Annotated in this window: 21 protein-coding genes; 16 read left to right on the top strand and 5 right to left on the bottom strand. The window is 65.5% G+C overall.

Translation table 11 applies throughout. The features are described 5' to 3' along the window. The first annotated feature begins 7 nt into the window (after positions 1-7). The 3 genes from OC450_RS17895 (at position 8) to OC450_RS17885 (ending at position 3885) form a co-directional block, all read left to right on the top strand. On the top strand, positions 8-1525 hold the full coding sequence (locus OC450_RS17895; RefSeq protein WP_211384943.1) for a tripartite tricarboxylate transporter permease: 1518 nt from the start codon (positions 8-10) through the stop codon (positions 1523-1525). A 159-nt stretch (positions 1526-1684) separates the two neighbouring features. Further along, a complete protein-coding gene (locus OC450_RS17890) occupies positions 1685-2557 on the top strand; it encodes an outer membrane protein (RefSeq protein ID WP_211384944.1) in 873 nt (290 codons plus the stop codon). 437 nt (positions 2558-2994) lie between these two features. Next, positions 2995-3885, top strand: a complete 891-nt coding sequence (locus OC450_RS17885) for an outer membrane protein (protein WP_262048373.1) — start codon at positions 2995-2997, stop codon at positions 3883-3885. Between the two features lie 76 nt (positions 3886-3961). Here OC450_RS17885 and OC450_RS17880 read toward each other — a convergent pair whose 3' ends face one another. Both OC450_RS17880 and OC450_RS17875 read right to left on the bottom strand, forming a co-directional pair. Continuing rightward, positions 3962-5155 carry a CaiB/BaiF CoA transferase family protein gene (locus OC450_RS17880; RefSeq protein WP_211384946.1) on the bottom strand — a complete coding sequence of 398 codons (1194 nt, stop codon included), beginning with the start codon at positions 5153-5155 and terminating at the stop codon, positions 3962-3964. Between the two features lie 142 nt (positions 5156-5297). Beyond that, a complete protein-coding gene (locus OC450_RS17875; protein WP_262048372.1) occupies positions 5298-5600 on the bottom strand; it encodes a hypothetical protein in 303 nt (100 codons plus the stop codon). 204 nt (positions 5601-5804) lie between these two features. Between OC450_RS17875 and OC450_RS17870 the strand changes: the two genes are divergently transcribed. From OC450_RS17870 to OC450_RS17855, 4 genes are all read left to right on the top strand, one after another. Next, the gene (locus tag OC450_RS17870; protein ID WP_262048371.1) at positions 5805-8180 is read left to right on the top strand and encodes a M10 family metallopeptidase C-terminal domain-containing protein; all 2376 of its coding nucleotides are present in this window, start codon (positions 5805-5807) and stop codon (positions 8178-8180) included. Between the two features lie 408 nt (positions 8181-8588). Continuing rightward, positions 8589-9575: a hypothetical protein gene (locus tag OC450_RS17865; protein WP_249129187.1), complete on the top strand. Its 987-nt coding sequence runs from the start codon at positions 8589-8591 to the stop codon at positions 9573-9575. Positions 9576-9885: 310 nt separating this feature from the next. Beyond that, positions 9886-10986, top strand: coding sequence for an acyltransferase family protein (locus OC450_RS17860; protein ID WP_262048370.1), 1101 nt, complete (start codon positions 9886-9888; stop codon positions 10984-10986). A 61-nt stretch (positions 10987-11047) separates the two neighbouring features. Then, complete coding sequence (locus OC450_RS17855) at positions 11048-11590, top strand: tetratricopeptide repeat protein (protein ID WP_262048369.1); 543 nt, start codon at positions 11048-11050, stop codon at positions 11588-11590. 240 nt (positions 11591-11830) lie between these two features. On the opposite strand, the gene OC450_RS17850 is transcribed toward OC450_RS17855, so the two are convergent. Together OC450_RS17850 and gspD are read right to left on the bottom strand one after the other, a co-directional pair. Continuing rightward, entirely contained in the window at positions 11831-12427 is a 597-nt protein-coding gene (locus OC450_RS17850) for a prepilin peptidase (protein WP_262048368.1), read from the bottom strand. 4 nt (positions 12428-12431) lie between these two features. Then, on the bottom strand, positions 12432-14813 hold the full coding sequence (gene gspD, locus OC450_RS17845) for a type II secretion system secretin GspD (protein ID WP_410050516.1): 2382 nt from the start codon (positions 14811-14813) through the stop codon (positions 12432-12434). A 138-nt stretch (positions 14814-14951) separates the two neighbouring features. On the opposite strand from gspD, the gene OC450_RS17840 reads away from it, so the two are divergent. Genes OC450_RS17840 through gspM form a run of 9 tightly spaced genes read left to right on the top strand, consistent with a single transcriptional unit; the run spans position 14952 to position 22407 of the window. Then, positions 14952-16640: a GspE/PulE family protein gene (locus OC450_RS17840; protein WP_410050515.1), complete on the top strand. Its 1689-nt coding sequence runs from the start codon at positions 14952-14954 to the stop codon at positions 16638-16640. A 3-nt stretch (positions 16641-16643) separates the two neighbouring features. Further along, entirely contained in the window at positions 16644-17855 is a 1212-nt protein-coding gene (locus OC450_RS17835) for a type II secretion system F family protein (RefSeq protein WP_211384952.1), read from the top strand. Positions 17856-17880: 25 nt separating this feature from the next. Next, on the top strand, positions 17881-18336 hold the full coding sequence (gene gspG, locus OC450_RS17830; RefSeq protein WP_211384953.1) for a type II secretion system major pseudopilin GspG: 456 nt from the start codon (positions 17881-17883) through the stop codon (positions 18334-18336). After that, entirely contained in the window at positions 18299-18793 is a 495-nt protein-coding gene (locus OC450_RS17825) for a prepilin-type N-terminal cleavage/methylation domain-containing protein (RefSeq protein ID WP_262048365.1), read from the top strand. Before gspG ends, OC450_RS17825 begins: the two co-directional genes overlap by 38 nt. Further along, a complete protein-coding gene (locus tag OC450_RS17820) occupies positions 18771-19166 on the top strand; it encodes a type II secretion system protein J (RefSeq protein ID WP_256808949.1) in 396 nt (131 codons plus the stop codon). Before OC450_RS17825 ends, OC450_RS17820 begins: the two co-directional genes overlap by 23 nt. After that, positions 19163-19882, top strand: coding sequence for a general secretion pathway protein GspJ (locus OC450_RS17815; RefSeq protein WP_256808947.1), 720 nt, complete (start codon positions 19163-19165; stop codon positions 19880-19882). Before OC450_RS17820 ends, OC450_RS17815 begins: the two co-directional genes overlap by 4 nt. Then, positions 19879-20793, top strand: coding sequence for a general secretion pathway protein GspK (locus OC450_RS17810; protein WP_211384956.1), 915 nt, complete (start codon positions 19879-19881; stop codon positions 20791-20793). Before OC450_RS17815 ends, OC450_RS17810 begins: the two co-directional genes overlap by 4 nt. A gap of 1 nt (position 20794) precedes the next feature. Further along, positions 20795-21829 (top strand): PilN domain-containing protein, encoded by a 1035-nt coding sequence (locus tag OC450_RS17805; RefSeq protein WP_262048364.1) that lies wholly within the window; start codon positions 20795-20797, stop codon positions 21827-21829. Continuing rightward, positions 21826-22407, top strand: coding sequence for a type II secretion system protein GspM (gspM, locus tag OC450_RS17800; RefSeq protein WP_211384958.1), 582 nt, complete (start codon positions 21826-21828; stop codon positions 22405-22407). Before OC450_RS17805 ends, gspM begins: the two co-directional genes overlap by 4 nt. A 28-nt stretch (positions 22408-22435) precedes the next feature. Here gspM and OC450_RS17795 read toward each other — a convergent pair whose 3' ends face one another. Continuing rightward, complete coding sequence (locus tag OC450_RS17795) at positions 22436-26062, bottom strand: autotransporter domain-containing protein (RefSeq protein WP_262048363.1); 3627 nt, start codon at positions 26060-26062, stop codon at positions 22436-22438. Positions 26063-26260 lie beyond the last annotated feature (198 nt).

Raw genomic sequence — 26260 nt, 5'->3', positions numbered from 1 at the left:
ACCCGCGATGGAAGCTTTCGGTCTCCTGCTTCACGGCTTCGCCGTCCTGCTGACGTGGAAGACGCTGCTGCTGATGATGGTCGGGCTGGTGCTCGGCATCTTCGTCGGCGTGCTGCCCGGTCTCGGCGGCCCCAATGGCGTCGCGATCCTGCTGCCGCTCACCTTCACGATGGATCCGACCTCGGCGATCGTGATGCTGTCCTGCATCTACTGGGGGGCGCTGTTCGGCGGCGCGATCACCTCGATCCTGTTCAACATTCCGGGCGAGGCCTGGTCGGTCGCGACCACGTTCGACGGCTATCCGATGGCGCAGCAGGGCAGGGCGGCGGAGGCGCTGACCGCGGCGTTCACGTCGTCCTTCATCGGCTCGCTGGTCGCGGTGCTCCTGATCACCTTCCTCGCGCCGATGATCTCGTCCTTTGCGCTGAAGTTCGGCCCGCCGGAGTTCTTCGCGGTTTATCTGTTGACCTTCTGCTCCTTCGTCGGCCTCGGGCGCGAGGCCAAGCACAAGACGGTCATCTCGATGTCGCTGGGGCTCCTGCTCGCAGGCATCGGCATGGACACCGTGTCGGGCAATCTGCGCATGACCTTCGGCTCGGCCGAGCTGCTCCGCGGCATCAACTTCCTCGTCGCCGTCATCGGCCTGTTCGGCATCAGCGAGATCCTGCTGACGATGGAGGAGCGCCTGGCGCTGCGCGGACATGCCGCCAGCATCTCGCTGCGCGTCGTGCTGAGCGTGTGGAAGGACCTGCCGAAATACTGGGTGACGCTGCTGCGCTCCTCCTTCATCGGCTGCTGGCTCGGCATCACCCCGGGCGGCGCGATCGCGGCGTCCTTCATGGGCTATAACCTCGCCAAGCGCTTCTCGAAGGATCCCGAGAGCTTCGGCAAGGGCCGCATCGAGGGCGTGTTCGCGCCCGAGACCGCGGCGCATGCCTCCGGCACCGCGGCGCTGCTGCCGATGCTGGCGCTCGGCATTCCCGGCTCCGGCACCGCAGCGATCCTGCTCGGCGGCCTGATGGTGTGGGGCCTCAATCCCGGCCCGCTGCTGTTCGTCGAGCACAAGGACTTCGTCTGGGGCCTGATCGCCTCGATGTATCTCGGCAACGTCGTCGGCCTCGTGCTGGTGCTGACGACGGTGCCGATCTTCGCCTCGATCCTGCGCGTGCCGTTCGCCGCGGTGGCGCCCATGATCGTGGTCTCCTGCGCGATCGGCGCCTATGCGATCCAGAACGCGATGTTCGACATCTGGCTGATGCTCGGTTTCGGCGTCGTCGGCTACGTCTTCAAGAAGATCGGCATTCCGCTTGCGCCGTTCACCCTGGCGCTCGTGCTCGGCAACCGGGCCGAGGATGCCTTCCGCCTGTCGATGATCGGCTCCGGCGGCAACCTGAAGGTGTTCTGGTCGAACGGCCTGGTCGGCTCGATCACGACCCTGGCGATTGTGCTGCTGTTCTGGCCTGTGATCGACGCTTTGCTGTCCCGCGTCGGATTGTCGCAGGGGCCCAGGCCGGCGCCGCGGTAGGCGGAAATCCTCTCTGGAGTCAGACCTATAGGCGCCATGTCGTCCTGGTCCTAGGTATGACACACCCAGATTGTTTCCGGTTGTTGCTGCCCCGGCACAGCCCTTGGGCGCCCCCCAGCTTATGTTTTCATCACGAATTTGTGCGGAAAGGGAATTTTCATGAAGCGGATCGTGATTGGACTGGCAGCGGCGATGTCGCTGTTCGCGACGGGTGCAATGGCTGCTGACCTGGCGGCAAGGCCCTATGTGAAGGCTCCGGTCATGGTCGATCCGGTCTGGAGCTGGACCGGGTTCTACGTCGGCGGCAATGGCGGCTATAGCTGGGGCCGTTCAAGCACCGACGTCTCCTATTTCAGCCCGGTAACCGGCCTTCCGATCGCGCCTCCCGCCGGCTCGATCACCAATGCCTCGTTCGACATGAACGGCGGCATCGCGGGCGGCCAGGCCGGCTACAACTGGCAGAGCTCGAACTGGGTGTTCGGCATCGAGGGTGACCTGCAGTGGTCGGGTGAGAAGGGCCGCGCCGGCTACTCCTGCGTCGGCACCGTCGCGCCCGCCGGCGGCGTCTGTCTTCCCGGCCTGACCTTCCTTCCCGCCGGCGGTCTGGCCGGTACGACCCTGACCGTCGATCAGAGCCTCCAGTGGTTCGGCACGCTCCGCGGCCGCGTCGGCATCCTGGCAACCCCGAAGGTGCTGTTCTACGGCACCGGCGGTCTGGCCTTCGGCGAGATCAAGACCACGGGCACGATGACCGGGTTCAACGCCGCCGGCGTGCCGATCGGCTCTGTCGGCTCGAGCTCCACCACGCGCGCCGGCTGGACCGCCGGCGTGGGTATCGAAGGCAAGATCACCCAGAACTGGAGCGCCAAGCTCGAGTACCTCTACATGGATCTTGGCCGCTTCTCCTCCGGCCCGTTCACCTTGTCGCCCGCTTTGCCGATCAGCGCCAACGTGTCCTCGCACTTCACCGACCACATCCTGCGCGCCGGCATCAACTATCAGTTCGCTGGTCCGGTGGTCGCCAGGTACTAAGATCAACAAAGGCGTCTACAAGAAGCAAAGCCCGGCTCGCGCCGGGCTTTGTCGTTTCTGTCCTGATTTCCGGAAATGGTGCAGGGCCGACGATCGGACGACGCGACCGATCTGTTGCGACCCTGCCACGCCCGCAGCTTCATTTGCGCTGATCGGAAGGCCGCAGCTGTCCGGATCGAGCGCCTTGCGGTGGCATCGCGTCATTTCGCAAAATTCATCTCCGCACCAAAACCCGCTGAAACAATGGTGATTTCGCGATCACGCGAATTGCCCGCGCCTGCTTCGCGCAGGCGATCGCGGACATGCATCCTGCAAACGACTGACCTTCGTTCGCACGACGCGGAGCGATGCGCTCTTCCCTAGTGTCGCCGCACTGAATCGCCGGCGCATCTTACGCGCAGGCGAACAGGCAACGCCGTTTGTCGAGGGAAGAATTGATGACACGAACTTTGCTGCTTGCGGCCACGATTGTAATGCTGCTCGCGCCGCCCGCCCTTGCCGCCGATCTCGCGGTGCCGCACATCCATACCAAGGCGCCGCCGGTGGCCGTCGATCCCGGCTACAATTGGAGCGGTTTCTATGCCGGCCTCAATGTCGGCTATGGCTGGGGCCGCTCGGCCACCAATGCGGACTTCATCGACAGCAGGGGCGGCACGCTGCTGAGCTCCGGCGCCGGCAAGTTCGATCTCAACGGCGTCATTGGCGGCGGACAGATCGGCTATAATTGGCAGCGCGAGATGTTCGTGGTCGGCCTCGAGGCCGATTTCCAGGGTGGCGGCCAGAAGGGCAGTCTCGATGCGCTGTGCGCGGGCGCACCGGCCGGTTTGCAGGACGGCGTCTGCACGCCGGGCCATCGCGGTGACAACACGTTCGATCCCGCGCTGCCTGTTGCGTTCAATCTCGCCCAGAAGCTGGACTGGTTCGGCACCGTCCGAGGCCGGCTTGGCGTCGCGGTGGCGCCGCGCGTGCTGTTCTACGGCACCGGCGGTCTTGCCTATGGCCGCGTCTCCACCTCCGGCAGCGTGAGCGCGATCAATGTCGGCGGCTTCCCGGGCGCAGACGGCGGAACATTCACGCCGGTTTCGGCGAGCTTCAGCAACAGCACGACCAGACTCGGCTGGAGCGCGGGTGCCGGTATCGAAGGCGCCTTCGCCGACAATTGGAGCGCCAGGCTCGAATATCTCCATGTCGATCTCGGAACCGTCTCGGGCTCGTTTGCGACCCCCGTGATCGCGCTCAGCGGCGCGCCTCTGGTGGTCGGTTATCGCTCGCATGTCACCGACAACATCCTGCGCTTCGGCGTGAACTACCGCTTCAGCGGCACGTGAGAGCGGGCGCTGCTCCGCACATCAAAAAGCCCGGCGCAAGCGCCGGGCTCTTTCGTTGGCGGCCTCGAGCGAGCGCTCACACCACTTTGGCGTCCCGGAGCCTGGCAATCTCCTCGGTGCCAAAGCCGAACTCCTTCAGCACCTCGTCGGTCTGCTCGCCGAATTCCGGCGGCCGCGCCACCATCCTGCTCGGCGTGCGCGACAGGGTCACGGGCTGGCCGACCAGGCGAATGTGGCGACCCTCGTCGTTTGGCACGTCCTGCGCGATGCCGAGATGCTTGACCTGCGCGTCCTCGAACATCTGGTCGATGGCATAGATCGGTCCGCAGGGCACGCCGGCCTCGTTGAGCTCGCGGACCCAGGTGTCGGTCGATTTCGTCACGGTGCGCTTTTCGATCTCGGCGTTGAGCGCGTCGCGATTCTTGGAACGGGCAGGGGCCGTCGCGTAGTCGGGATGGCTGTAAAGCTCGGGCGCGCCGATCGCCTGTGCGCAACGCTCCCAGATCCGCCCGCCCGTGGTGGCGATGTTGATGTAGCCGTCCGAGGTCCTGAACACGCCGGTCGGGATACTGGTCGGGTGGTTGTTGCCGGCCTGCTTGGCGACCTCCTTCTCCATCAGCCAGCGCGCGGCCTGGAAGTCGAGCATGAATATCTGGGCCTGGAGCAGCGAAGTCTGCACCCACTGGCCCTTGCCCGAGACCTCGCGCTCCAGCAGCGCGGTGAGGATGCCCATGGCGCAAAACAGGCCGGCGGTGAGGTCGGCGACGGGAATGCCGACCCGCATCGGGCCTTCGCCCGGCGCGCCGGTGATCGACATCAGCCCGCCCATGCCCTGCGCGATCTGATCAAAGCCCGGCCGCTTGTGATAGGGGCCGTCCTGGCCGAAGCCGGAGATGCTGCCATAGACGATGCCGGGGTTGATCTCGCGCAGGCTCTCATAGTCGATGCCGAGCTTCTTCTTCACGTCGGGCCGGAAATTCTCGACCACGACGTCGGCCTTGGCGGCGAGGCGCTTGAACACGGCAAGCCCGCGCTCGTCCTTCAGGTTCAGCGTCATCGCCCGCTTGTTGCGGTGCAGATTCTGGAAGTCGGAACCGCGCCGCGGCCCGCCCGGCTGCTCGCCGCCGGCATCCTCGGTCAGCGCATCGATCTTGATCACGCTGGCGCCCCAGTCCGCGAGCTGCCGCACGCAGGTGGGCCCGGAGCGGACGCGGGTCAAATCGAGCACGGTGAAGCGGGACAGGGCATCCGAGGCATGCGGGAAGGGCATCTTGAAAGGCTCCGGGACAGATTGCGGGCCTACCATAGTGCCGAAAGACCACGCGGCAAGGCATCCTGCGGCAGGTCTGGGCCGACGCGGATGCTGCCTGTCGAATGCAAGGCCTGACCAGGCTGCCGCGATGCGTGGCGGATCAGCGCGACAGGCGCTTCAGTTCGGCCCGTGCCTGCTCGGCCAGGGGGGAGTCGCCGTGACGTGCGATGAAGAGTTCGAACGCCTCCCGCGTTCCCTGCCGGCGGGCGGCTTCGTACTCCTCGGCGACGGCTGCGGAAGGATCGCGGGCCATCGGCATGGAGGCTGCGGGCCCCTGCTTGCCGCGCTCGTCCGAATTGGCTTTCCCCACCATGGCAGGCAGTCCTCCAGAGGATGAATGATCCGGCCCGGCGAGCGCCATCAGGGCGCCCAGCAGACCGGCGACGAGCCGACATCGTTTCATGATTCCCTTGCAGACCTCGCAGGTTTGCCGCCACCGGCATCCTTGTTTCTTGTCCCGTATGACTACGGGATTTGATGGCTAACAGGACGTTTCGGAAGAACTCCGGACGGCCTCGCCCAATTTAAACCAAACGTTCAACTCTCTAGCTAGAATCATCTGTTTAACGCCCTGAATCGGACGGGGCTTGCTGCTTCGGAGTTCCCTTTGGCAACCGCGGTCACGACCACCAGGACCAACAATGCTGACATCGACGGCCTGCTGTCGGGCATCAAATGGTCGGGCACGATCACCTACAGCTTTCCCGACGCTTCCAGCGATTACGCCAATCCGTATACCGGAGGCAGCAGCGAGCCGACGACATCGGGCTTTGCCTCGGCGCCCACCCAGATGCAGGCGGCGATCAATTACGCGATCGGATTGATCCTCGGCTACACCAACGCCAGCATCCAGTACGCCGGGACGAACGGCGCCGACATCATGATCGCGCAGTCGCCGGCGGCCAACCCGACCTCCTACGCCTATTACCCCGGCAACTACGCCTCCGGCGGCGACATCTGGTTCGGAACCCAGTACAACTATTCGCTTGCCGCGCTCGGCAATTACTATTTCACGACCGCGCTGCACGAGCTTGGACACGCCCTCGGCCTCAAGCACAGCCAGGAAACGGGCGGCGTCGCCAACGTCGCCGTGCCGAGCGCGCACGACGACAGCGAATACACCGTCATGAGCTATCGCAGCTATGTCGGTGCTTCGACGACCAGCGGCTACACCAACGAAGCCTATGGATATCCGCAGACCTACATGGCCAACGATATCCTCGCGCTGCAGACGATGTACGGCGCGAACTACACGACCCAGGGCGGGACCACCGTTTATACCTGGAGCGCGACCACGGGGCAGGAGTTCATCAACGGCGTTGGCCAGCCGGCCGACAATGGCGGTGCCGGTGGCTCGGCCAATCGCATCTACGAGACGATCTGGGACGGCGGCGGCGTCGATACCTACGACCTGTCGAACTACACGACGAACCTGAGCATCAACCTCAATCCGGGTGCGTCGTCCGTGTTCTCGTCGGTTCAACTGGCCAATCTCGGCAATGGCCATTACGCCTCGGGCAACGTCTACAATGCCTATCTCTACAACAGCGACGCGCGTTCCTACATCGACAACGCCATCGGCGGTTCCGGCAACGACACCATCGTCGGCAACGCCATCTCCAACGCGCTGAACGGCGGCAACGGCAACGATACGCTGACCGGCGGCGGTGGCAACGACACGCTGACCGGCGGATCGGGCTCGGACAAGGCGGTGTATTCGGGCAATTACGCGAACTACAGCTTCGCCTACAATTCCGGCTCGCAGACCTTTACGGTCACCGACCAGCGTTCCGGCTCGCCTGATGGCACCGATACCGTCACCGGGATCGAGTCCTTCCAATTTGCAGACCAGACGATGTCGAGCGCGGCTCTGACGAGCCTGCTCAGCCCCGTCGTGGTCGAATCCTTCGGTGCGACCAGCCTGGTGGTGGAGAACAACAACTACCATCTCAATCCCGTTTCGGGTGGGGATGGTCCCGTACTGAAATACGGCGGTCCGGCGGTCACGGTCGGTCAGTTCGGCAGTTGGACATTCATCGGCGCAGAACAGACCGCCAGCGGCTTCGAAGTCGCGCTTCATCTGTCCGGTGCCGACCAGTACACCGTCTGGAACACGGATACGAACGGCAACGTCAACGCGAATGCCGTGGGAGGGATTGTCTCGGGCTCGAGCTTTGCCTTCGAATCCCTCGAGACGAGCTTCCATCAGGATCTCAATGGCGACGGCACGATTGGCGTCCCAGGCACCGTGATCGAATCCTTCGGCGCGACCAGCTTGGTGGTGACGAACAACAATTACTATCTGAATCCCGTTTCGGGTGGGACTGGTCCGGTATTGAAATACGGCGGCCCCGCGGTGACGGTCGGTCAGTTCGGCAGTTGGAGCTTCATTGGTGCAGAGCAGACCGCCAGCGGTTTCGAAGTCGCCCTTCATCTGCCCGGTGCCGACCAGTACACGGTCTGGAACACGGATACGAATGGCAACGTCAATGCCAATGCCGTGGGAGGGGTCGTGTCGGGCGCGAGTTCCGCACTGGAATCCCTCGAGACGAGCTTCCATCAGGATCTCAACGGCGACGGGACGATTGGAGTCCCTCCCAACGTGATCGAATTCTTCGGCGCGACCAGCTTGGTGGTGACGAACAACAACTACTATCTGAACCCCGTTTCGGGTGGGACTGGTCCCGTACTGAAATACGGCGGCCCGGCGGTGACGGTCGGTCAGTTCGGCAGTTGGACTTTCATTGGCGCAGAACAGACCGCCAGCGGCTTCGAAGTCGCGCTCCATCTGCCCGGTACCGACCAGTACACGGTCTGGAACACGGATACGAACGGCAACGTCATTGCCAATGCCGTGGGCGGGGTCGTCGCGGGCGCGAGCGCCGCCCTCGAATCTCTCGAGGCGAGTTTCCATCAGGATCTCAACGGCGATTCTTCAATGGGGGCTCCCTCGGCTGGTCTGGATTGGCATCTGACAGCGTGACTGCTTTCCCGGCAGCCAACGGAGTGCAATCCCGCCCCGGCCGTCATGACCGTTTCATGCTCGGCTGACGGCGCGGCCCTCCTCGCGTCGAATCGGCGCAGACCCGGCGTGGGCCTTTCCGTCACAACTTGGGTGTAACGTCGCGATCAGTGGGACATGGAGGATAATTTTTCGCGACCCGCTGATCCTCATTGTCTTCAATCCCGCGCCTGCACTATGCTCGCGACGGCGAAGGCAAGTTTAAGAGTAAAAAAAAGCGCGTCAAAATTGAACCTTGTCTGACCCGGCGCGACCACTAGAAAGCCTGCGCTACATCACGCAACGGTTGCGTGACGAAATGCCGACAAAGTCCGTTTCCGCTTTTCCAAATAGCGTTGCGTATCGAGCCATTTAGACCACGAAAGCCTATTGCGGACGCCGAAAACGGCGGGGGAAGTTTCAGCGATATGTGAAAATGATGCGTGCACGCGCCAAGCGCGCGCTGCGGCAGCGAAGATTTGTGCATGGCAACAAGCTGATATCTCAGCTTCATCTCGGGAGGACGAAATGCGTCGAATTGCACTCTGGGCGCTGGTGGCGGGATTGTTCATACCAGTGATCGCATCGCAGCCGGCTCACGCGCAAGCCTCAAGAACCTGGGTGTCCGGCGTGGGCGACGACGCCAATCCGTGCAGCCGCACCGCGCCCTGCAAGACCTTTCCCGGCGCGATCTCGAAAACGGCGGCTGGCGGCGAGATCAATTGTCTCGACCCGGGTGGCTTCGGCGTCGTGACCATCACCAAGGCGATCTCGATCTATTGCGAAGGCACCATCGGCGGCATCCTGGCGGCCGGCACCAACGGCGTCATCATCAACGCTGCCGCGACCGACCACATCGTGCTGCGCGGCCTGGACATCGAGGGCTTCGGCACCGGACTGAAGGGCGTCACGGTCCTGCAGGCGGCTTCGGTGGTCATCGAGCATTGCTTCATCAGGGATTTCAACTCCGCGGGTAGCATTGGCGTCTCGTTCACCCCGAGCAACGCCGGAGCATTGTTGATGATCCGGGATAGTATCATCTCGCACAACGGCTCTGGCATCGACGGCACCGGCGTTCTGATCAATCCAAATGGCGGGAGTGCCAAGGTTCTCATCAACAATTCCTCCATCAACAAGAACTTCGTCGGCGTGAATGCCCAGGGATCGGTCAATCTGCAGGTCAACAACAGCAACATCTCCGAGAGCCTCAGTACCGGCGTTGCTCAGGGTGGTGTCGCGAATATCCGCATCGGTCGGTCCATGATCGTGAACAATGCGGGAATTGCGACGGCGGGCACCGTGCTGTCCTATGGCGACAATCAGATTAACGGCAACGGTCCGGACACCACACCAGGGTCGGCGGGCGGCTACAAGTAGTCCATCTCCCCCATTACCGTATGCACAAAGCCCCGGGCGATCTTCGCCCGGGGCTTTTGTCTTATGCGCGCAAAACGTGCACGGTTGGTCCGCCCTTGCCGCAAGCGCGTATAGCACGGCGCCGCGTCTTCCATTAAGTCTGGCCGTTCGTCTAACTCTCGCCACGTGCCCGGATTGCTGCTCCGGCAGGGATTGGGAATTCCAATACTCGTCGATAGGTACTGGCTTTTCGCCTCGAGCCCGGGATGGAATTCACAGAGCGAGACTAGACACCGAAGCAACATCGACACGGTCAGGAACGCTCGATTCCATGATTAGCCTGGACCCGGCGAAAAACGATACCTCCGTCACCTTGAATCTCTTGAGAGCAATCGCGGCGCAAGTGGTTTGTATCGGACATGCTTGGGGTGTTGGAGGGCTTGGGAAGACCTATGTCCCCGCTGATGGTGTCTTGTTGTTCTTTGTTCTGTCCGGCTTCCTGATTGCCTACACCCTCGATAGCAAGTCAGAGTCGCCTTCCTACGGTTTGGTCGACTTCGGCATTGAGCGGTTCGCGAGGATCTATACGGCTTACCTGCCGGCCATATTGGCTATTGGACTCGCGACGCTTGGTCTCCGATGGTCCGACATCGAAATTGTCGCGGATCCGGTCGATTTGAAAACCTACATAGGCAACTTGTTCATGCAGCAGAACGTGCCTTGCTGTCTGAGTGTAGGCACATTCGGGACGGCCGGGCAATTGACTTCGGTTGCACTTGAGTTTCACATCTACTTCTTCGTGGGTGCGATATACTTTCTGCTCTGCGGTAAGAACGTTCTATTGTGCAGCCTCGTTGCTGCGCCGTTTTCTTTCATGCCGCTCGCCTATTTCTCCAACATCCCGGGCACCGATCGCGCGCTGTTCGTGCTGTGGCTTATGGCCTTTGCCTCTTATTACGTCGTAAAAGGCGTGATCGGGTACCGGCCGAATGTCCTGTTCTGGTGTTTGGCCTTCGTCGTCACCCTGGCGACGTGGCTGATCGAACGCACGCCGGGCGACGATGCCAGCCTGCGGCAATACCCCATGCTGGTTTTGTCGTTCCTCAGCCTGGTTCTGGTGTCGCAACATGTTCGCATCATGCCGTATCGGCTGGCCGCGCTGATCACTGTCGCTGCCGACTATTCCTACTCGCTCTTCCTGATCCATCTCACAATATTGCGGCTGATCTTCAGTGTCTGGCCGGGCGAGACGGTCTGGAGAGCATTGTGCGCCATCATTGTGGCGAACGCCGTCGCATATGTTTTCGCGCTGCTTTTTGAGCGGCACTATCATCGCGTGTCGGACTGGATAAAGGCTGCTCTCGGCCGGCCGTCGCGCGAGTGGCGCGGCGGGCCGCCGGCAAGAGCGTCTGCTGGAGACGGGCAATCATGATCTGGATTCCGTCATCCGGCCGGAATAACCTGTGGCACATGTTATCAATGAGAAGCCGGTAATGAGTTGGACACGCCCCGATCTGGATTGTCGTCGTCTGGTCAGCTCGCTGCGGCTTGCCGTTCTTGTCCTCGTGATCGCGGCACCCGTGCTCGCGGCGCCGGCCGGTGCCCACGCCCAGTCGTTGCGCCAGGGCGTCTCCGCCTTCCAGCGCCAGGACTATGTGAGGGCCTCGCGCATCTTCATTCCGCTCGCCGAGCGGGGCAATGCGGCGGCGCAGACCTATCTCGGCTTCCAGTTCGAGACCGGCCGCGGCGTGCCGCGGAACTACACGGAAGCTGCGATGTGGTACCGGCGGGCGGCCGAGCAGGGCGACAGCCGCGCGCAATATTCCCTCGGGCTGCTCTACGACCGCGGCCAGGGCGTGCCGCAGGACATCGTCGAGGCCTCGAAATGGCTCAATCTGTCGACGGCCGCCGCGCCGCCGCCGGCGCGGGAGGCGCGGGCCCGGATCCGCGATGCCGTCACGACCAAGATGACCCGGGGAGAGATCGCCCAGGCTCGTCTGCGGGCGCTGGAATGGGCGCCGAGCCGAGAGCACTGATCCGCCGGCCCTGACAAGCGCCACGCCATCGGCCGCGCTCGGCACCGGGGGCGGGTGGCGCTATCGCCATCATGACATCATGCCGGTGTTTTGCCCGACGTGTCAAAGGGGATTCGTAAAATCCGCAAAGTGTCCGCGCCGGTCGTCAAGTCATTGACAAGGCTGCACCCGGCTACTGTGCATGGGGTTGTTTTCGGGGTTTTTTGTCTGCCGCCCTGAATGACGATTTGCCGGATCACCCTAACCCGGCCAGCCGCCGAGCCAGTTGGTGTACCAGACCTCGCCCAGCCAGCCGATCCAGATCGCCGGCGCCAGGAAGAGCCCGAACGGCAGGAAGGCCGTGGCGCGGAGCCGCTTTCTTCGCAGCGCGGCATTGGCGACGTAGGCGCCGATCGCGGCCAGCGCCGCAAGCTCGATCACTGCGGCCACCGTCGTGAGCTCGAGCCAGGCGCCGCAGACCGCGGCGAGCTTGACGTCGCCGAGCCCGAGCCCGTCGCGGCCGCGCCAGCGCCGGTAGAGCAGCATCAGGAGCAGGAGCGGGAGCGCGACCGAAACGGCGCGGACGACTGCCCAGAGCATCGCGTCGGCGCCCGTCTCCAGCGCGAATCCGCCCGCGCGGAGCAAAGCGAGCGCGAAGGCCGCGCCGGTCAGCTCGTTCGGAATGAGATAATGGCGGGCATCGTGCGCCGCGATCGCGAACATCAGCGCGGCGAGGAACGCGCCGTAGAGGCCTTCGGCGCCCGGCGCTGCGACGAGGCTTGCAAGCGCACCCAGCAGCAGCGCGAGGCTGAGCGCGAGCGGAGAGCCCGTCCCGTCGTTCGCGGCCGGGTCCGTCACGCCACTAGCGCGCCGCCGTGGGCGGGTTCACCGTGACGACCGGATTGCTGGTGCCGACCAGGCGGCTGTTCATCTTGCTGCGCATTTCCTCGGCGATCACATGCGCATCGACGCCGTCCTTGATGACGGTCGGGCGGATGAACAGGATCAGCTCGGTGCGGGCGCGTGTGTTGGTCTGATGCGAGAAGGCGTCGCCCACGCCCGGAATGGAATCCAGGATCGGCAGGCCCTGGCGCTGCCTGTTCTCGGTCTCGCTGATCAGGCCGGCGAGCAGCACGGTCTGACCGCTGGTCACCGCGATCGAGCTCTTGACCCGGCGCTGCGAGATCGTCGGCGTCAGCGAGTTGGCGCTGCCGGCGGCGACGCTCGAGATCTCCTGCTCGATGTCGAGCACGACGTTGCCGTTGGCGTTGGCGCGCGGCAGCACGCGCAGGATGATGCCGGTGTTCTTGTAGTCGATGGTGTTGACCACGGTGTTGTTGGCGGTCAGCACGGTCGCGGTGCCGGTCGAGAACGGAACCTGGTCGCCGACCTGCAGCGTCGCCGCCTGATTGTCCAGCACCACCAGCGACGGGTTCGAAAGCACCTTGACGTTGGTGATGCCGTGCAGCGCGTCGAGCACGACGCGCGGCGAGTTTTCCGCACCGATCAGGAAGTTGAAGCCGGGCAATGCGCGCCCGAGCAGGGCGCCGGCCGCGGCATTGACGGCGTTGCTCGCCGGCTCGGTGTTGCTGCCGACCGTGGCGCTGTTGCTGATGCCGGAGACCGTGTTGGAAATCGAGCCTTTCTGGCTCGCCAGGAAGAATTGCACGCCATAGTTCAACTGGTCGTTCAGCGTGACCTCGGCGATGGTCGCCTCGATCGCAATCTGGCGCTGCGGCCGGTCGATCTGCCGGATCGTCTGCTCGACGACGCGTTGCGATTCCGCGTTGGCATAGACCAGCACGGCGTTGTTGGTGACGTCGGCGGTGATCCGCACGTTCTGGAGCACCGCACCGGCCGGTTTCGCAGCCGTGCCGAGCAGCGAGCCGGAGCCGTTGTCCTGGCCGGGTGCGCCGGCCACGGCAGGGGTGGAACGCGCGGCCAGCGGCGAGCCGGGCGCACCGGTGACCGGGGTTGCCGCACCCGCAGCCGCAGTCGGAAGTGCGCTGAGCGAGGCTACCGGATTGGTCCCGGACGAGGACGTCGCGATGCCCGCGCCCGGCGAAATCTGGCTCGCGGAATTGTCGAGCGACGAGGTGCTGGTCGCGCTCTGGCTGAACAGGATCTCGTTCAGCAGCGCCACCACCGCTTTGGAATTGCCGTAGCGCAGCGGATAGGATTTCAGGTTCACGCCGTCGGTGTCGGAGCGGTCGAGCCGCGCGATCCACACCTGCGCGCGCTTGAGATATTCCGGCTTCTGGCTGACGACCAGGATCGAGTTGAGGCGGCTGATCGACTGGAACTTGACCACGCTCTGGCTCAGGCCGCCTTCGCCCGAATCCATGATCTTTTCCATCTCTGTGATGAGCGGCTCCGGCGTGGAGTTGCGCACCGGGAAGATGCCGACCGATTGCCCGCGCATCCAGTCGGCGTCGAAGGAGAGGATGGTGTCGACCGCGGTCGCCCGGTCGGTGCCGCTGCCGCTGACGAGCAGCGTGTTGCGGGCACTGTCGGGACGCATGGTCGAGGCCTTCACGCCGAAGGCGTCGAGCAGCTTGAAGATGTTCTGGGCCGAGACATAGCGCAGCGGCACCACCGTGATGCCCTGGCCGGCGGCGGCGTTGGCGGAGCGATCGATGCCGCCGGGACCGGCTTCCGGCGCCGGCAGCAGGCGGTAGCCGGTGCGGTCGCGCACCAGCGCCACGCCGGACATGCGCAGCGCATTCTCCAGCACATAGACCGCGTCGGCCTTGGGGACGGGGCGCACCGAGGCGAGCGTGACGGTCCCCTGTACGCGCGGGTCGATCGTGTAGCCGATGTTGAGTACGTCACCAAGGATGACCTTTGCGACGGTGGCGACCGGCGCGTTCTCGAAATTGAGGTCGTAACCGCTGCCGCCGCTGTCGTCGCGCTCTGCGATCGCGCCGCCTTGCGGCGTTGCACCATCGCTGAGATAGATCGCAGGCCTTGACGATTTCGCCTGCGCAATGCCGCTTGCCCCTGCATCCGAAGGTTGTCGCGGCTGAAGGTCGAGGGAGCGGACCTTGTCGGCGATGTCCTGCGCGCGCGGATCCTTCGGATCCGCCTCGATCGACTGGTCCGCCGTGACGATGCAGGCCGTGAGCAGGAAGGCGGACGACAACAGAACGAGCGTTCCAGTCAACGCTGAGCGAAGACGCAAGAGCGGCTGGACCACCTCAAACAAAATACGCCTGCCAACGCTGGATGTGACTGGAGATGGCATCCGATCCCCCTTGGTTCGGACGCGCAATAATTTGCGCCACGATTATGTTTTTGCTAAGAAATAAGTCAAGGGCAAAGGGCCTTCCGTAACCCGCCGAAGTTGTTGCATTCAGGTAACAAGGTCAACGCTGTGAGTGCGATGCGCGACCGCTCCGCTGATAGCTTCCGGCAGCACCTCCTGGAAAAATACGCATTGCCGCAGCGGGCGCATGCCCATGCCGACAAATCCGCCAATCCCGCGATCACGCGCCCCTTGCGCGAATTGTGGGAGGCGACCGATCTTTCCGCCGCGGAGTTCGCCGACGAAGTGTCCGATCATTTCGGCCTGACGCGGCTGAGCCTTCCGCAACTGCTCGCGGCGACACCTCGCCTCGACGGTTTTTCGCGCCGTTTCCTGCGCGAATCCACCATCTTCCCCTTCAGTGCGTCGGATGACGTTTTTCGGCTGGCTGTCGCCGACCCCTCCGACACGGCAGCCATTCGCGCCGCCGAAATCGTGTTCGGAACGCCGGTCGATGTCGTCGTGGCGTCATATGAGGACATTACCACGGTCCTCGATCAACGGGCCGAGGCCGACGACGCAAATGCCGATCGAAGCGGCAGGGGCGTTGCGCAGCAGTCCGACGACGACATCGAGAGCCTGCGCGATCTCGCCAGTGGCGCGCCGGTGGTGCGTGCGCTTAACGATCTGCTGGAGCGCGCCATGGACTTGCGCGCAAGCGACATTCACGTCGAACCGTTCCGTGCCGGGCTCACGGTGCGCATGCGCGTGGACGGTCTGTTGCGCGCGCTGCCGTCGCCGCACGGCATCCCGCCGCAGGCACTGATCTCGCGCATCAAGATTCTCGCCAGCCTCAACATCGCAGAACGGCGCCTGCCGCAGGACGGCGCCGCCCGCGTGCGGGTCGGACGCAGCGAGATCGACGTCCGCGTCGCGACCATGCCGACGCAGCATGGGGAGAGTGCCGTCATCCGTCTGTTGCCGCGCGATCGCGGCCTGCTGGAGATGAGCAAGCTCGGGCTCGGTGCGCGCGACGAGAGCGCGATGACGCGCCTCTTGGCGATGCCGCACGGCATGGTCGTCGTCACCGGACCGACCGGCAGCGGCAAGACCACGACGCTTGCGACCATGCTGTCGATCCTGAACGAGCCGACGCGCAAGATCCTCACCATCGAGGATCCGGTCGAATACGAAATTCCCGGCATCAACCAGTCCCAGGTCAAGCCGTCGATCGGGCTGACCTTTGCCTCGGCCATGCGCGCCTTCGTGCGCCAGGACCCCGACGTGATCATGGTCGGCGAGGTTCGCGACGCCGAGACCGCGCATATCGCGATCCATGCGGCGCTGACCGGCCATCTCGTGCTGACGACGCTGCACACCGAGACCGCGGCGGCGGCCGTGCCGCGCCTGATCGATCTCGGCATCGAGGGGTTCCTGCTGAAGTCCACGTTGCGTGCCGTGGTGGCGCAGCGCCTGGTGCGCATGCTCTGCGACCGCTGCAAGGTGCCGCACGCGCTGACCGAGGCCGATCTCGCCAGGGATCCGCGGATTGCGGTGATCGGTTTCAAGTGCGGCGAGGTCGTGCACGAGGCCGGCGGCTGCGAACGCTGCGGCGGCACCGGCTATCGCGGCCGCAACGGCGTGTTCGAGATCCTGGAAATGTCCGACGAGGTGCGCACGCTGATCGGCCCGCAGACCGACTCCCATTCGATCGACGCTGCCGCGATGCGGAGTGGCATGACGACGATGCTGGAGGACGCGGTCGCCAAGTGCCGGGCCGGGCTCACCACCGTGCCCGAGGTCTTCCGCGTCACGACGGTGCGCTAGCGCATGCCGAACTATCGCTACCGCGCACTCAATGCCAACGGCGAACTGGTCTCCGGCGCCATCGCCGCGCCCGCGCCCGGCGACGTCGCGCAGCGGATCGAGCGGCTCGGCCTCGTGCTGGTCGACAACGTCACGCCGGAAGAGGGCGGCGCGACCGGCAGTGTGCTCAGCCTGTTCAACAGGCCGAAGCCCGAAGACATCACCATCCTCACCCGCGATCTGGCGCTGCTGCTGCGCGCCGGCGCCCGCATCAATGACGGATTGGAACTGCTGGTGGCCGATCCCGATCTCGGCCGGCTGCGCCCCGTCGTCGCCGACATCCGGTCGCGCGTTGTTGCGGGCGAGAGCTTTGCCGAGGCACTGGCGCGGCATGAGGGGCTGTTTCCGCCGATGTATATCGCGCTGGTGCGGGTCGGCGAGGCCTCGGGCTCGCTGGATCAGGTTCTGGAGGTGCTGGCCGGCGAACGCGCGCGCAGCGAGGCGTTGCGGCGCCGGCTGTCGGATGCGATCCGCTATCCGCTCTTCGTGCTCGGCGCGGCCGGCTGCGTGCTGCTGTTCTTCCTCACCTTCGTGCTGCCGCAGTTCGCCAGCGTGTTGCAGGATTTCGGCGCCAAGGTCGATCCGATCGTCGGTGTCTTCCTCAACATCTCGACCTTCCTGCGCGGCAATTCCGATGCGGTCCTGGCCGGGCTTGCGACCACCATCGCGGCGGCGTGGCTCTTGCTCCGGCGGGAGCGCGTCCGCCGCGGCATCACCAATGCGATCGTGCGGTTGCCCGCGATCCGCAACGTGATGAGGGCGTACCGCACGGCGCTGTTCTGCCGCAATCTCGGCCTGCTGCTCGGCAGCGGGGTCAATCTCACCACCACGATGCGCATCCTGATCGACATGATGGCAACCACCGGCCCGTCTACAGTCTGGAGCGATGCGGCCGACCGGGTCCGCCACGGCTCGAAGCTATCCGACGCGCTCGCCGAGACGGAGGCGCTGCCGGCGATGGCGGTGCGCATGCTCCGGCTCGGCGACGAGACAGGACAATTGCCGATGCTGTCCGGACGCGTCGCCGAATTCTACGAGGTCAAGTTGCAGCGCACGCTGGACCGTGCCGTCGGCATCGCGGGACCGGCGGCGATCATCGCGATCTCGCTGGTGGTCGGAGGCCTGATCACGTCGGTGATGACCGCGTTGATGTCGGTGAGTCAGATAGTCGGTTAGGCCATGGGAATGGGAGAGGCTTGAAGTGACCAAACATCCATCGTCGAGGCGCGGCCGGCGGCGCGGGGCCTTCGGGGAGGCGGGCTTCACCCTGGTCGAGATGCTGGTCGTCATCACCATCATCGGGATGATCATGGCGTTGGTCGGGCCACGCGTGCTGAACTATCTCAGCGAATCCAAGGCGAAGGCGGCGAAGATCCAGATCGAGAGTTTTTCCAGTGCGCTCGATCTCTATTTTCTCGATCTCGGGCGCTATCCGACATCCAACGAAGGCCTAGCCGCGCTGACCCGCAATACCAATCAGGCCGGCTGGAATGGGCCTTATCTGCGCGGCGGCGTGGTGCCGAGTGATCCCTGGGGGCACATCTATGTCTATCGCTCGCCGGGCCCGAGCGCGCCCTACGAGATCATCTCGCTCGGGTCGGACGGTCAGGAAGGCGGCAGTGGAACGGCGGCCGACATTGTCAGCGGCACGCGCTGAGGGCATCTGCGATACGCGCGGCTTCGCGCTGATCGAGATCCTGTGCGTGCTCGCGATCATCGGCCTGCTCGCGGCGATCATCCTCCCGGCGGTCCCCCGCACGACGACGCGCGCCAGGCTGGAGAGCTATGCGGTCGAGACCGCGGCACTGCTGAAAGCCGACCGCAACGCGGCGCTGCGCCGGCAGGTGCGGGTCGCGACCCTGGTGGATGCGGAGGCGCGCGCGATCCGTTCCGGTGTCACCGGGCGGACCATCCGCCTGCCGGCCGACGTGGTCGTGCAGGCGATGCTGGCCGCGCGCTGTGCCGATCGCGCGACCGGGCGATCGATTGATTTCTTTCCCTCGGGCATGTCGTGCGGCGGGACGATCGCGCTGGCGCGTCCGGGCATGGGCTATGAGGTGCGCGTCAACTGGTTGACCGGAGGCGTCGAGATTGTCCCGCAGAAGGTTTTCTGACGCCGCCGGCTTCACCCTGATCGAGGCGCTGGTCGCGCTCGCGATCATCGCGGTCATGCTTGGCTCGATCGGCTCGGTCATCGCCACGACGGCGAAGGGCACGCGTGCGATCGACCAGCATCTGGCCCTCGCCGGGACCGCCGAGACCCTGCTTGCGGACCTGCCGGCGCGCTCCTTGCTGAAGCCCGGCCGTCAGAGCGGCGAACTGGCCGGCAGCCGCTGGCGCGTCGACGTTGCGCCGATGAACGTGGCGGGCGGCAATCCCGCCACCGACCGTTTCGTGCCGTTGGCCGTCAATCTGCGCCTCCAGCGCGCCGACGGCAGCGCGATCCAGATCACGACCGTGAAGCTGGTGCCGAGGACTTCTCAATGAAGGGCCCGGCAATGAAGCGCCTGCGCCGCGCACTGGCAGACGAAGCAGGCTTCACCCTGCTCGAAGTGCTGCTCGCGACACTGCTGATGACCGTCATCCTGGCGGCGCTGGCGACCGTGACGGCGCAATGGCTGCCGAACTGGAATCGCGGCATCGCGCGCGTGCAGCGGGCCGAGCGTCTCGCAACCGGCCTCGATCGCATCATCGCCGACCTGTCGGTCGCCGAGCAGATGACGGTCAACGCCGACGCCAGGGCGCCGCTGTTCGACGGCGCCGAATTGTCGGTGACCTTCCTGCGCACGGCGCTCGGCCCGAGCGCGCGTCCGGGGCTCGAATTCATCCGCCTGGTCGAGAAGGCCGACGCACAGGGGCTCGCGCTGGTGCGCGAGCGCGCGCCGTTCCAGCCGATGCCGGCCGACGGGCAGATCCGCTTCGTCGACCAGGTCGTGTTGATCCGCGCGCCGTTCCGCGTGAGCTTCGCCTATGCCGGGCCGGACGGGCAGTGGCTGCCGACCTGGCGGGGCCAGGCGCAGTTGCCGGATCGGGTCCGTATCACGGTGCGCAACAGCGCCACCGGCCAGATACTCTCGGTCTCGGGTGCGGTGACCCCGCACATCACGGCTCCGGCCGAATGCGCGCGGGCCAAGAATCCGACGACCTGCGTGACGGCGCGGACCCGGCCGCAGCAGGCGGAGAAAGAGGAGCAGCAGCTGTGAGCGGAGCGAGGCACGCGCGTGCGGGAGTTCGCGACGGCCGCGGCTTCATCGTCGTCGTGGTGCTCTGGATGCTTGCGGCGCTGGCCGCGCTCGCGCTGATCTACCTGACTTACGTCACCAACACCGCGGTCACGGTCGCCGTCACCGCCGACCGATTGCAGGCGGATGCACTGGTGAACGCCGGGCTCGAACTCGCGGCTTACCGGCTGACAGCGCAGAACGAGGCCACGCGTCCGACCAGCGGCACCTTCAATGCCCGCGTGGGCGCCGGACGCGTCAGCGTCACCTTCCGCTCGGAGGCCGCGCGCGTCGATCTCAACATGGCACCGAAGCCGATGCTCGCGGGGCTGATGATGGCGCTCGGTGTCCCGGCGACGGACGCGTCCGTTTATGCCGACCGGATCCTCGCCTGGCGCTCGTCGACGGAGCCCGGCCAGGACAATCCGGAGGATTCCTACTATCGCACGCTCGGCGCGCCCTATCTGCCGCGCCACGCGCCGTTTCCGCACAGCGACGAGCTCTGGCTGGTGCGCGGCATTCCGGCCCCGGTCGTGGAGCGCGCGCTGCCCTTCGTCACCGTGTTCAGCAACATGCGGACCGTGAACGTGCTCGACGCCGCACCGCAGGTGGTGGCGGCACTGCCCGGCATGACGCCCGGGATGCTGCAACAGGTGCTGCGCGACCGCGCAGATCCCAATATCGATCCGCGATCCCTGGTCGGGCTCGCCGGCAGCACCAACGCGACGGCCGAGGGGTCGAAGGCGTACCGGCTGACGGTCGCGGTCGAAGCGCCGTCGCATCGGCGGAGCTCGGCCGAGATCGTCATCCTGCTTCTCGAGAGCGGCGATGAGCCATATCGTGTATTGTCGTGGCACAACGCCTTTGACGGCTCGGCCGGAAAGCCTCTGTGAGATGAGCTCGCTTAATTCCATTCGCGGCATTCTCGATGCATGGACCGGCACCGTGGCCGGTTCGGTCGTGGCCGGCCTGGAGCGGATGGTATCGCCGCGCGTGGTGCGACTGGTCGAGACGGAGACCGGCACGTTCGCACTGGACGCTGCGAAGGTGGAGAACGTCCCGAAGGAAATCGCATTCGAGGACGGCAAGTTCATCGCCGATCTCGCGCAGATCGTCCGCGGCAGCCGCGTCGAGATCGTGCTGCGGCCCGCGCGTTTCCTGTTCCGTTCGCTGGAGTTGCCGGCGCGCGCGGCCGATTTCCTCGACGGCATCGTGCGGGCGCAGATCGACCGGCTGACGCCCTGGAGCGCGAGCGAAGCCGTATTCGGTTGCAGCGCCCCGGTGGCGCATGGCAGCGAGAGCATCACCACAGTGATCGCGGCTGCACCGCGCCGGCTGGCGACGGGCTATGTCGAGGCGGTGTCCGGCTTCCATCCGACTGCGATCGCGGTCGCGACGGAGGCGCCCGAGGGCGGGCGCATCAAGGTGTTCGAGCAGAAATCGCGCGGCGCGATCGACCCCGTGCGGTTGAGCCGGACGTTGCAGGCGGTGCTCGCTCTCGCCGCGGTCACAGCGGTGGTCGGATCGGTCGCGGCAGGCTATTTGGCCGACAGTCTGAGCGCGCAGGAGGGGGAGCTCGAACGGCAGATCGCCCAGCGCCGCGCCGCACTTCGCGGCAGCGACGGCGGCGAGCGCTCGCCGCTCGCGCTGCTCGAGCGCCGCAAATACGAGACGCCGTCGAGCGTGATCGTGCTGGAATCGCTGAGCCGGCTGTTGCCGGACCACACCTATGTCACAGAGCTGCATCTGGCCGGCAACAAGGTCCAGATCGCCGGCATCACGCGCGATGCGCCGTCGCTGATCCCTTTGATCGAGCAGTCCCAGCATTTCACCCGCGCGACCTTCTCCGCCCCGACGACGCGCAGCCCCTCCGATCCCGGCGAGCGCTTCCACATCGAGGCGCAGATCGAACCGAGGAACGCGCCATGAGCAGCGCCAAGGTCGTAAGCGGAAATGCGGTTGGGCGGACGCTCGCCGGCTCGCCCCTGATCGCGGTCACGCTCTATCTCGCGGTCACAAGCGGGCTGCTGCTGATGGCGGCGCTGTCGATCGCCGACGTCATCGCCCACCGCGAGGCGCTGGCGCAGACCTCCGACCTGCTCGACCAGCTGCGCGGCCGCAAGGGCGGCGCCAAGGGTGCCGCGGCCCTGTCCGCCGAGCATCCCGGCACGCCGTTCCTGGAGGGGCCGACCGTGACGGTCGCGGGCGCCAACCTGTTGCAGCGGGTTGCGGCCGCGGTCGGCGATGTCGGCGGCTCGGTCCAGTCCTCGCAGGTCGACGTCTCCGGCGCGCAGACCAAGGACGGTTTCGTCGGCCTCGTCGTGAGCTGCGAGCTGGAGCAGCCGGCGCTCCAGAAGCTGCTCTACGATCTCGAAGCCGGCATGCCATTCCTGTACGTCGATCAGCTCGACGTCCAGGTGCCGCAGACCACGGCGTTGAGCGACGTCGGCACCGGCCGCGTCAGGGTCATTCTCGGCGTTTCCGGCCAGTGGCAGGCGGCGAAGTAAGGCCGTCCCGTCAGCCTATCGGGGCAGCTTACCAGGCGTACCTGAGCACGCCCTTGCCGGAATAGCTGGTGACGTTGCCGGAGAACTCGCCGTCGAAGGTGCCGGCGACCGAAAAGCCGCCCAGCCATTTCATCTCGGCGCTGGCGCTCACGAGCGCGGAGTCGGCGTCGACGCGGGCGCCGTTCACGACGAAGCTGGTGCCCGGCAGGGTCTGGAACAGCGCGGTGACGGCGCGGCTCGGATTGTAGTCGTGCGCCCAGGCGGCGCGGCCGCGCAGCGTCAGCACGCCGTTCTGCATCGCGTAGGCCTTGTCGGCGCGCAGGCCGAACTCGGAACGGGTGTCGGTCACCGATTGCGCGGCGTAGTTCAGCGCGAACAGCCCGCCGCCATTGAGGCTGAGTTCCGAATAGTTCGGCAGGTTGAAGTTCGTGACCTGCGCCGCCGCATAAGGAGTGATGCCGACCAGTGGCGTTGCGAAGCGGTAGCCGCCCTCGAAGCGGGCCGAGAAGGTGTCGGCCTTGAAGCGACCCTGGAGCTGGTCTGCGCCGGCGAGCGCCACGGTGCGGTTGGTGGTGACGTCGTGCCAGCCATAGGCGAGCGCGGCCGAGATGTAGGCCGGTCCGAAATTGTGCCGTCCGTATACGCCGGCCTGGAACAGGTCCGCCGAGCCCGAGCCCATGGCGTTTGCGAGCGAGTAGCTCAGCCCGCCGCCGCCGAGCGCAAAGCCGACCAGCGTGTCCACCGAGATCCTGTAGTCGGCGCCGGCAGCGCCGCCCCAGACGCTCGCGGAAAGGTCCTGCGAGCCAACCGGCGCATTGCCGCCGACTTGCGCCGAGCCGCCATAGCCGGCGGTCCAGACGCTCCAGCGGCTGCTCGGCAGCGAGGAGAGCAGCGGCGCCTTGGTCGCCATGGCATAGGCCTCGCGCTCGCGCGCATTGGCCGGGCGCATGGACGCGTAGGCGGAAGCATCGTCGCTCTCGGCGAATTGCGCGACGCTGCCCGCCTTGGCGAAGCCGCCAGAGCGGCCGATGACGGTGGGGTCGAGCATCAAATTGAGAAACTGGCCGTCGGCGTTGATCGCCGACTGGATGATGCCTGTGCCGAGCTCGCCCGAGGCGGTCGTCAGTCCCGCGGGCGAGAGCGCGGCGAAGGCCGCAGGGATTCCGCCGGTCGCGTTGAAGAAATTGCTCAGCGTGTTGGCGACGTTCTGCTGGTTGACGTTGAGGCCGCCCGCCTGCGCAAAATTGACGTTGACGTTGAGGAAAACGTTGCTGGTGTCGTAGCTCAGCGTCGCGTTGAGCGTCGGCATGTTGGAGAGGACGGTCGGATTGAAGGTGGTGCCGACGAGGGTGCCGGCCGCAGTCAGGATCGTGTACTGCTTCTTGACCGTCCCCGAGGTGAAGTTCACGCTCACCGTCGCACCGCCGAGCCCGGCCGCGCCCGTCACTTGGGCGAGGCTGGCATTCGTCGAGGAGACCTGCACCAGATAGGTCGAGGCCGCGGTGAAGGTCAGGGATCCGTTGATCGTCAGCGGTCCGAACGGGCTCGCCGCGCTGCCCGGGGCGAGCGTGCCGCCGTTGACCGCGACGCCGGCGACCGTGCCGCTGCCGGCGAGCGTGCCGCCGGTGTTGACGGTGGTCGCGCTCGCGATCGAACTATCGACCACCAGTGTGCCGCCGTTCACGGTGGTCGCGCCGCTGTAGGTGTTGGCGCCGGAGAGAGTCTGCGTGCCGCCAGCGATGGTCAGACCGCCGCCCGCGCCGGCATCGTCGATCACGCCCGCGAAATTGCCGTTGCCATTGCTGATCGTCAGCGTGTTGGCGCCGAGATTGAGGTTACCCGAACCCGCCAGCGACTTGATCGAGGTGCCGGCGCTCAGGGCGGAGATGTCGAACACGCCGTTGGCGATGACGTTGCTCGAGGTCGCGATGCTGCCGTCGCTGCCGGCGGCGTTGATGAGATCCAGCTCGCCGCCGGTCGCGATGGTTGTCGTGCCGGTATAGGTGTTGGTGCCGTAGAGCTGCTGCGTTGCGCCGCCTGCGATCACGAGGTTGCCGCCGGTGCCGCCGCCGATGCCGCCGTCCTGGATCACGCCCCCGAAGGAGTTGCCAGCCGTGATCGTCAGCGTCTTCGATCCCAGCGCGACGACGCCGTTGGCGCCGAACGAGAACAGCTGTGTAACCGAAGCCCCGGACGTGGTCTGGGAGATATCGAGCGTTGCACCGGGGCCCGAGAACGCGACATAGAGCGAGTTCGCGATCGAGCCGCTGCCCTTCAACGCCAGCGTCGCGCCCGCGTCGATCTGGGTGACGTTGCTGTAGGTGTTCACGCCGGATAGCGTTTGCGTTCCGGCAAACACCTCCAGGCCGCCGGTGCCCTGGATCACGCCCGCGAACTCGGTCGAGCCGTTGGTGATCACGAGCCCGTTGCCGCCCATGTTGACGATACCGCTGGAACTGCCCGCGAGCGTCGTGATGGCGTTGAACGGCACGGACGAGGCGGAAATGTCGAGCGTGGCATCCACCGTCACGACGCTGGACGAGGAGATGCTGCCGAAGCCGGAAATCGCCAGCGTTCCGGCCGAGATCGTCGTCGCGCCCGTATAGGTGTTGGTGCCGGTCAGCGTCAGCGTGCCGGTGCCGACCTTGGTCAGTCCTCCGCCGGTGCCGGAGATCACGCCGTCGACCTGGGTCGAGGTGTTGAGGCTGCCGGTGGTGAGCGTGTTGGCGCCCAGGACATAATTGCCCGCGCCTTCGATCGAGCCCGACGTCATGCCGCCGCTGGTCAGGCCGGACATGTCGACCGTTCCGCCGGCATTGGTGATGAATTGCGCGCTGCCGCCGGTCGCCGTGCCGGAGAAGTTCGTCGTCGCGCCGTTGTTGGTGGTGATCGTGGCGCTGCCGGCCGTGGCGGAGCCGTCGAAATTCACCGTTCCGTCGTTGACGACGGTCGAAGTGGCGGCTGTGGTGCTGTTGTGGAAGTTCAGCGTGGCCGACGCCAGGTTGTTGATCGTGGCGCTGCCCGCCGAAGCGCTGGTGAAGAAATCGATCTGGCCGTTGGCGTTGTTGGTGATCTGGGCGCTCCCCGCAGAGCTGGAATCCTCGAACGTGACGAAGCCGCTGTTGACGAGGCTTGCCGTTCCCGCCGTGCTGTTCTGGAGGAAGCTGACGGTGCCGCCGGTATCGTTCGTGATGATCACGGCTCCGGCGCCGATGCCGCCGCGCGCGGTACTGCTGTTCTGGAACACCAGAGTGTTGCCGGAGGTGACCTGGAAATTCTGCGTCGTGGCGGAATCGTTGATGATGCCTGTCCCGTTGACGATGAACGGGTTGCCGACCGTGATCGAGTAGGCCTGCGCGATGGTCGTGAACCGGATTGTGCCGATCACGACGACGCCGTTGTTGTTGTCGACGGCCGTGCTTCCAGTGCTTGTGAAGGTCGCGGTGCCGTCCGGCACGCTCGGATTGGACGACCAGTTCGTGCCGTCCGTCCAGTCGCTGGTCGCGCCGTTCCAGTCGCCGTCCGCGGCGTGCGCCGCGACGGCGCCGAGCGCCGTGGTCGCCAGCAGGGCCGCCAGGGAGCGGCGCAGAACGGATTGCAGCCCGGATCGCAGCCCGTATCCGATCCGCCCACCTGCCATTGTCGGTCCAGCCATCCGGTATTCTCAAATCAGCAAAGAAATCATCGCAAATGCGCAAATGGGGAGCGGGCGGACCCTGCGCCGCGCGATGATCTCATGGCGTCGCAGCGTGCGGCAATGAACGGATGTCCATGTGGGTCGGGTTCCGCGCTGTTCCGCCTTGCATTTTGGACGATCGTGGCCCTCGGGCAACATATTCACGCATTGCAACAT

This window comes from Bradyrhizobium sp. Bra78 (genome assembly GCF_024519855.1).
Lineage (GTDB): Bacteria > Pseudomonadota > Alphaproteobacteria > Rhizobiales > Xanthobacteraceae > Bradyrhizobium > Bradyrhizobium japonicum_G.
This window is presented reverse-complemented; position numbering and strand designations above follow the sequence as displayed.

Excerpts from the sequence above, each read along its gene's own strand:
- OC450_RS17895 (WP_211384943.1), top strand. The coding sequence starts at position 8 with ATGGAAGCTTTCGGTCTCCTGCTTCACGGCTTCGCCGTCCTGCTGACG.
- OC450_RS17890 (WP_211384944.1), top strand. The coding sequence starts at position 1,685 with ATGAAGCGGATCGTGATTGGACTGGCAGCGGCGATGTCGCTGTTCGCG.
- OC450_RS17885 (WP_262048373.1), top strand. The coding sequence starts at position 2,995 with ATGACACGAACTTTGCTGCTTGCGGCCACGATTGTAATGCTGCTCGCG.
- OC450_RS17880 (WP_211384946.1), bottom strand. The coding sequence starts at position 5,155 with ATGCCCTTCCCGCATGCCTCGGATGCCCTGTCCCGCTTCACCGTGCTC.
- OC450_RS17875 (WP_262048372.1), bottom strand. The coding sequence starts at position 5,600 with ATGAAACGATGTCGGCTCGTCGCCGGTCTGCTGGGCGCCCTGATGGCG.
- OC450_RS17860 (WP_262048370.1), top strand. The coding sequence starts at position 9,886 with ATGATTAGCCTGGACCCGGCGAAAAACGATACCTCCGTCACCTTGAAT.
- OC450_RS17855 (WP_262048369.1), top strand. The coding sequence starts at position 11,048 with ATGAGTTGGACACGCCCCGATCTGGATTGTCGTCGTCTGGTCAGCTCG.
- gspD (WP_410050516.1), bottom strand. The coding sequence starts at position 14,813 with ATGCCATCTCCAGTCACATCCAGCGTTGGCAGGCGTATTTTGTTTGAG.
- OC450_RS17840 (WP_410050515.1), top strand. The coding sequence starts at position 14,952 with ATGCGCGACCGCTCCGCTGATAGCTTCCGGCAGCACCTCCTGGAAAAA.
- OC450_RS17835 (WP_211384952.1), top strand. The coding sequence starts at position 16,644 with ATGCCGAACTATCGCTACCGCGCACTCAATGCCAACGGCGAACTGGTC.
- OC450_RS17815 (WP_256808947.1), top strand. The coding sequence starts at position 19,163 with ATGAAGGGCCCGGCAATGAAGCGCCTGCGCCGCGCACTGGCAGACGAA.
- OC450_RS17805 (WP_262048364.1), top strand. The coding sequence starts at position 20,795 with ATGAGCTCGCTTAATTCCATTCGCGGCATTCTCGATGCATGGACCGGC.
- gspM (WP_211384958.1), top strand. The coding sequence starts at position 21,826 with ATGAGCAGCGCCAAGGTCGTAAGCGGAAATGCGGTTGGGCGGACGCTC.
- OC450_RS17795 (WP_262048363.1), bottom strand. The coding sequence starts at position 26,062 with ATGGCTGGACCGACAATGGCAGGTGGGCGGATCGGATACGGGCTGCGA.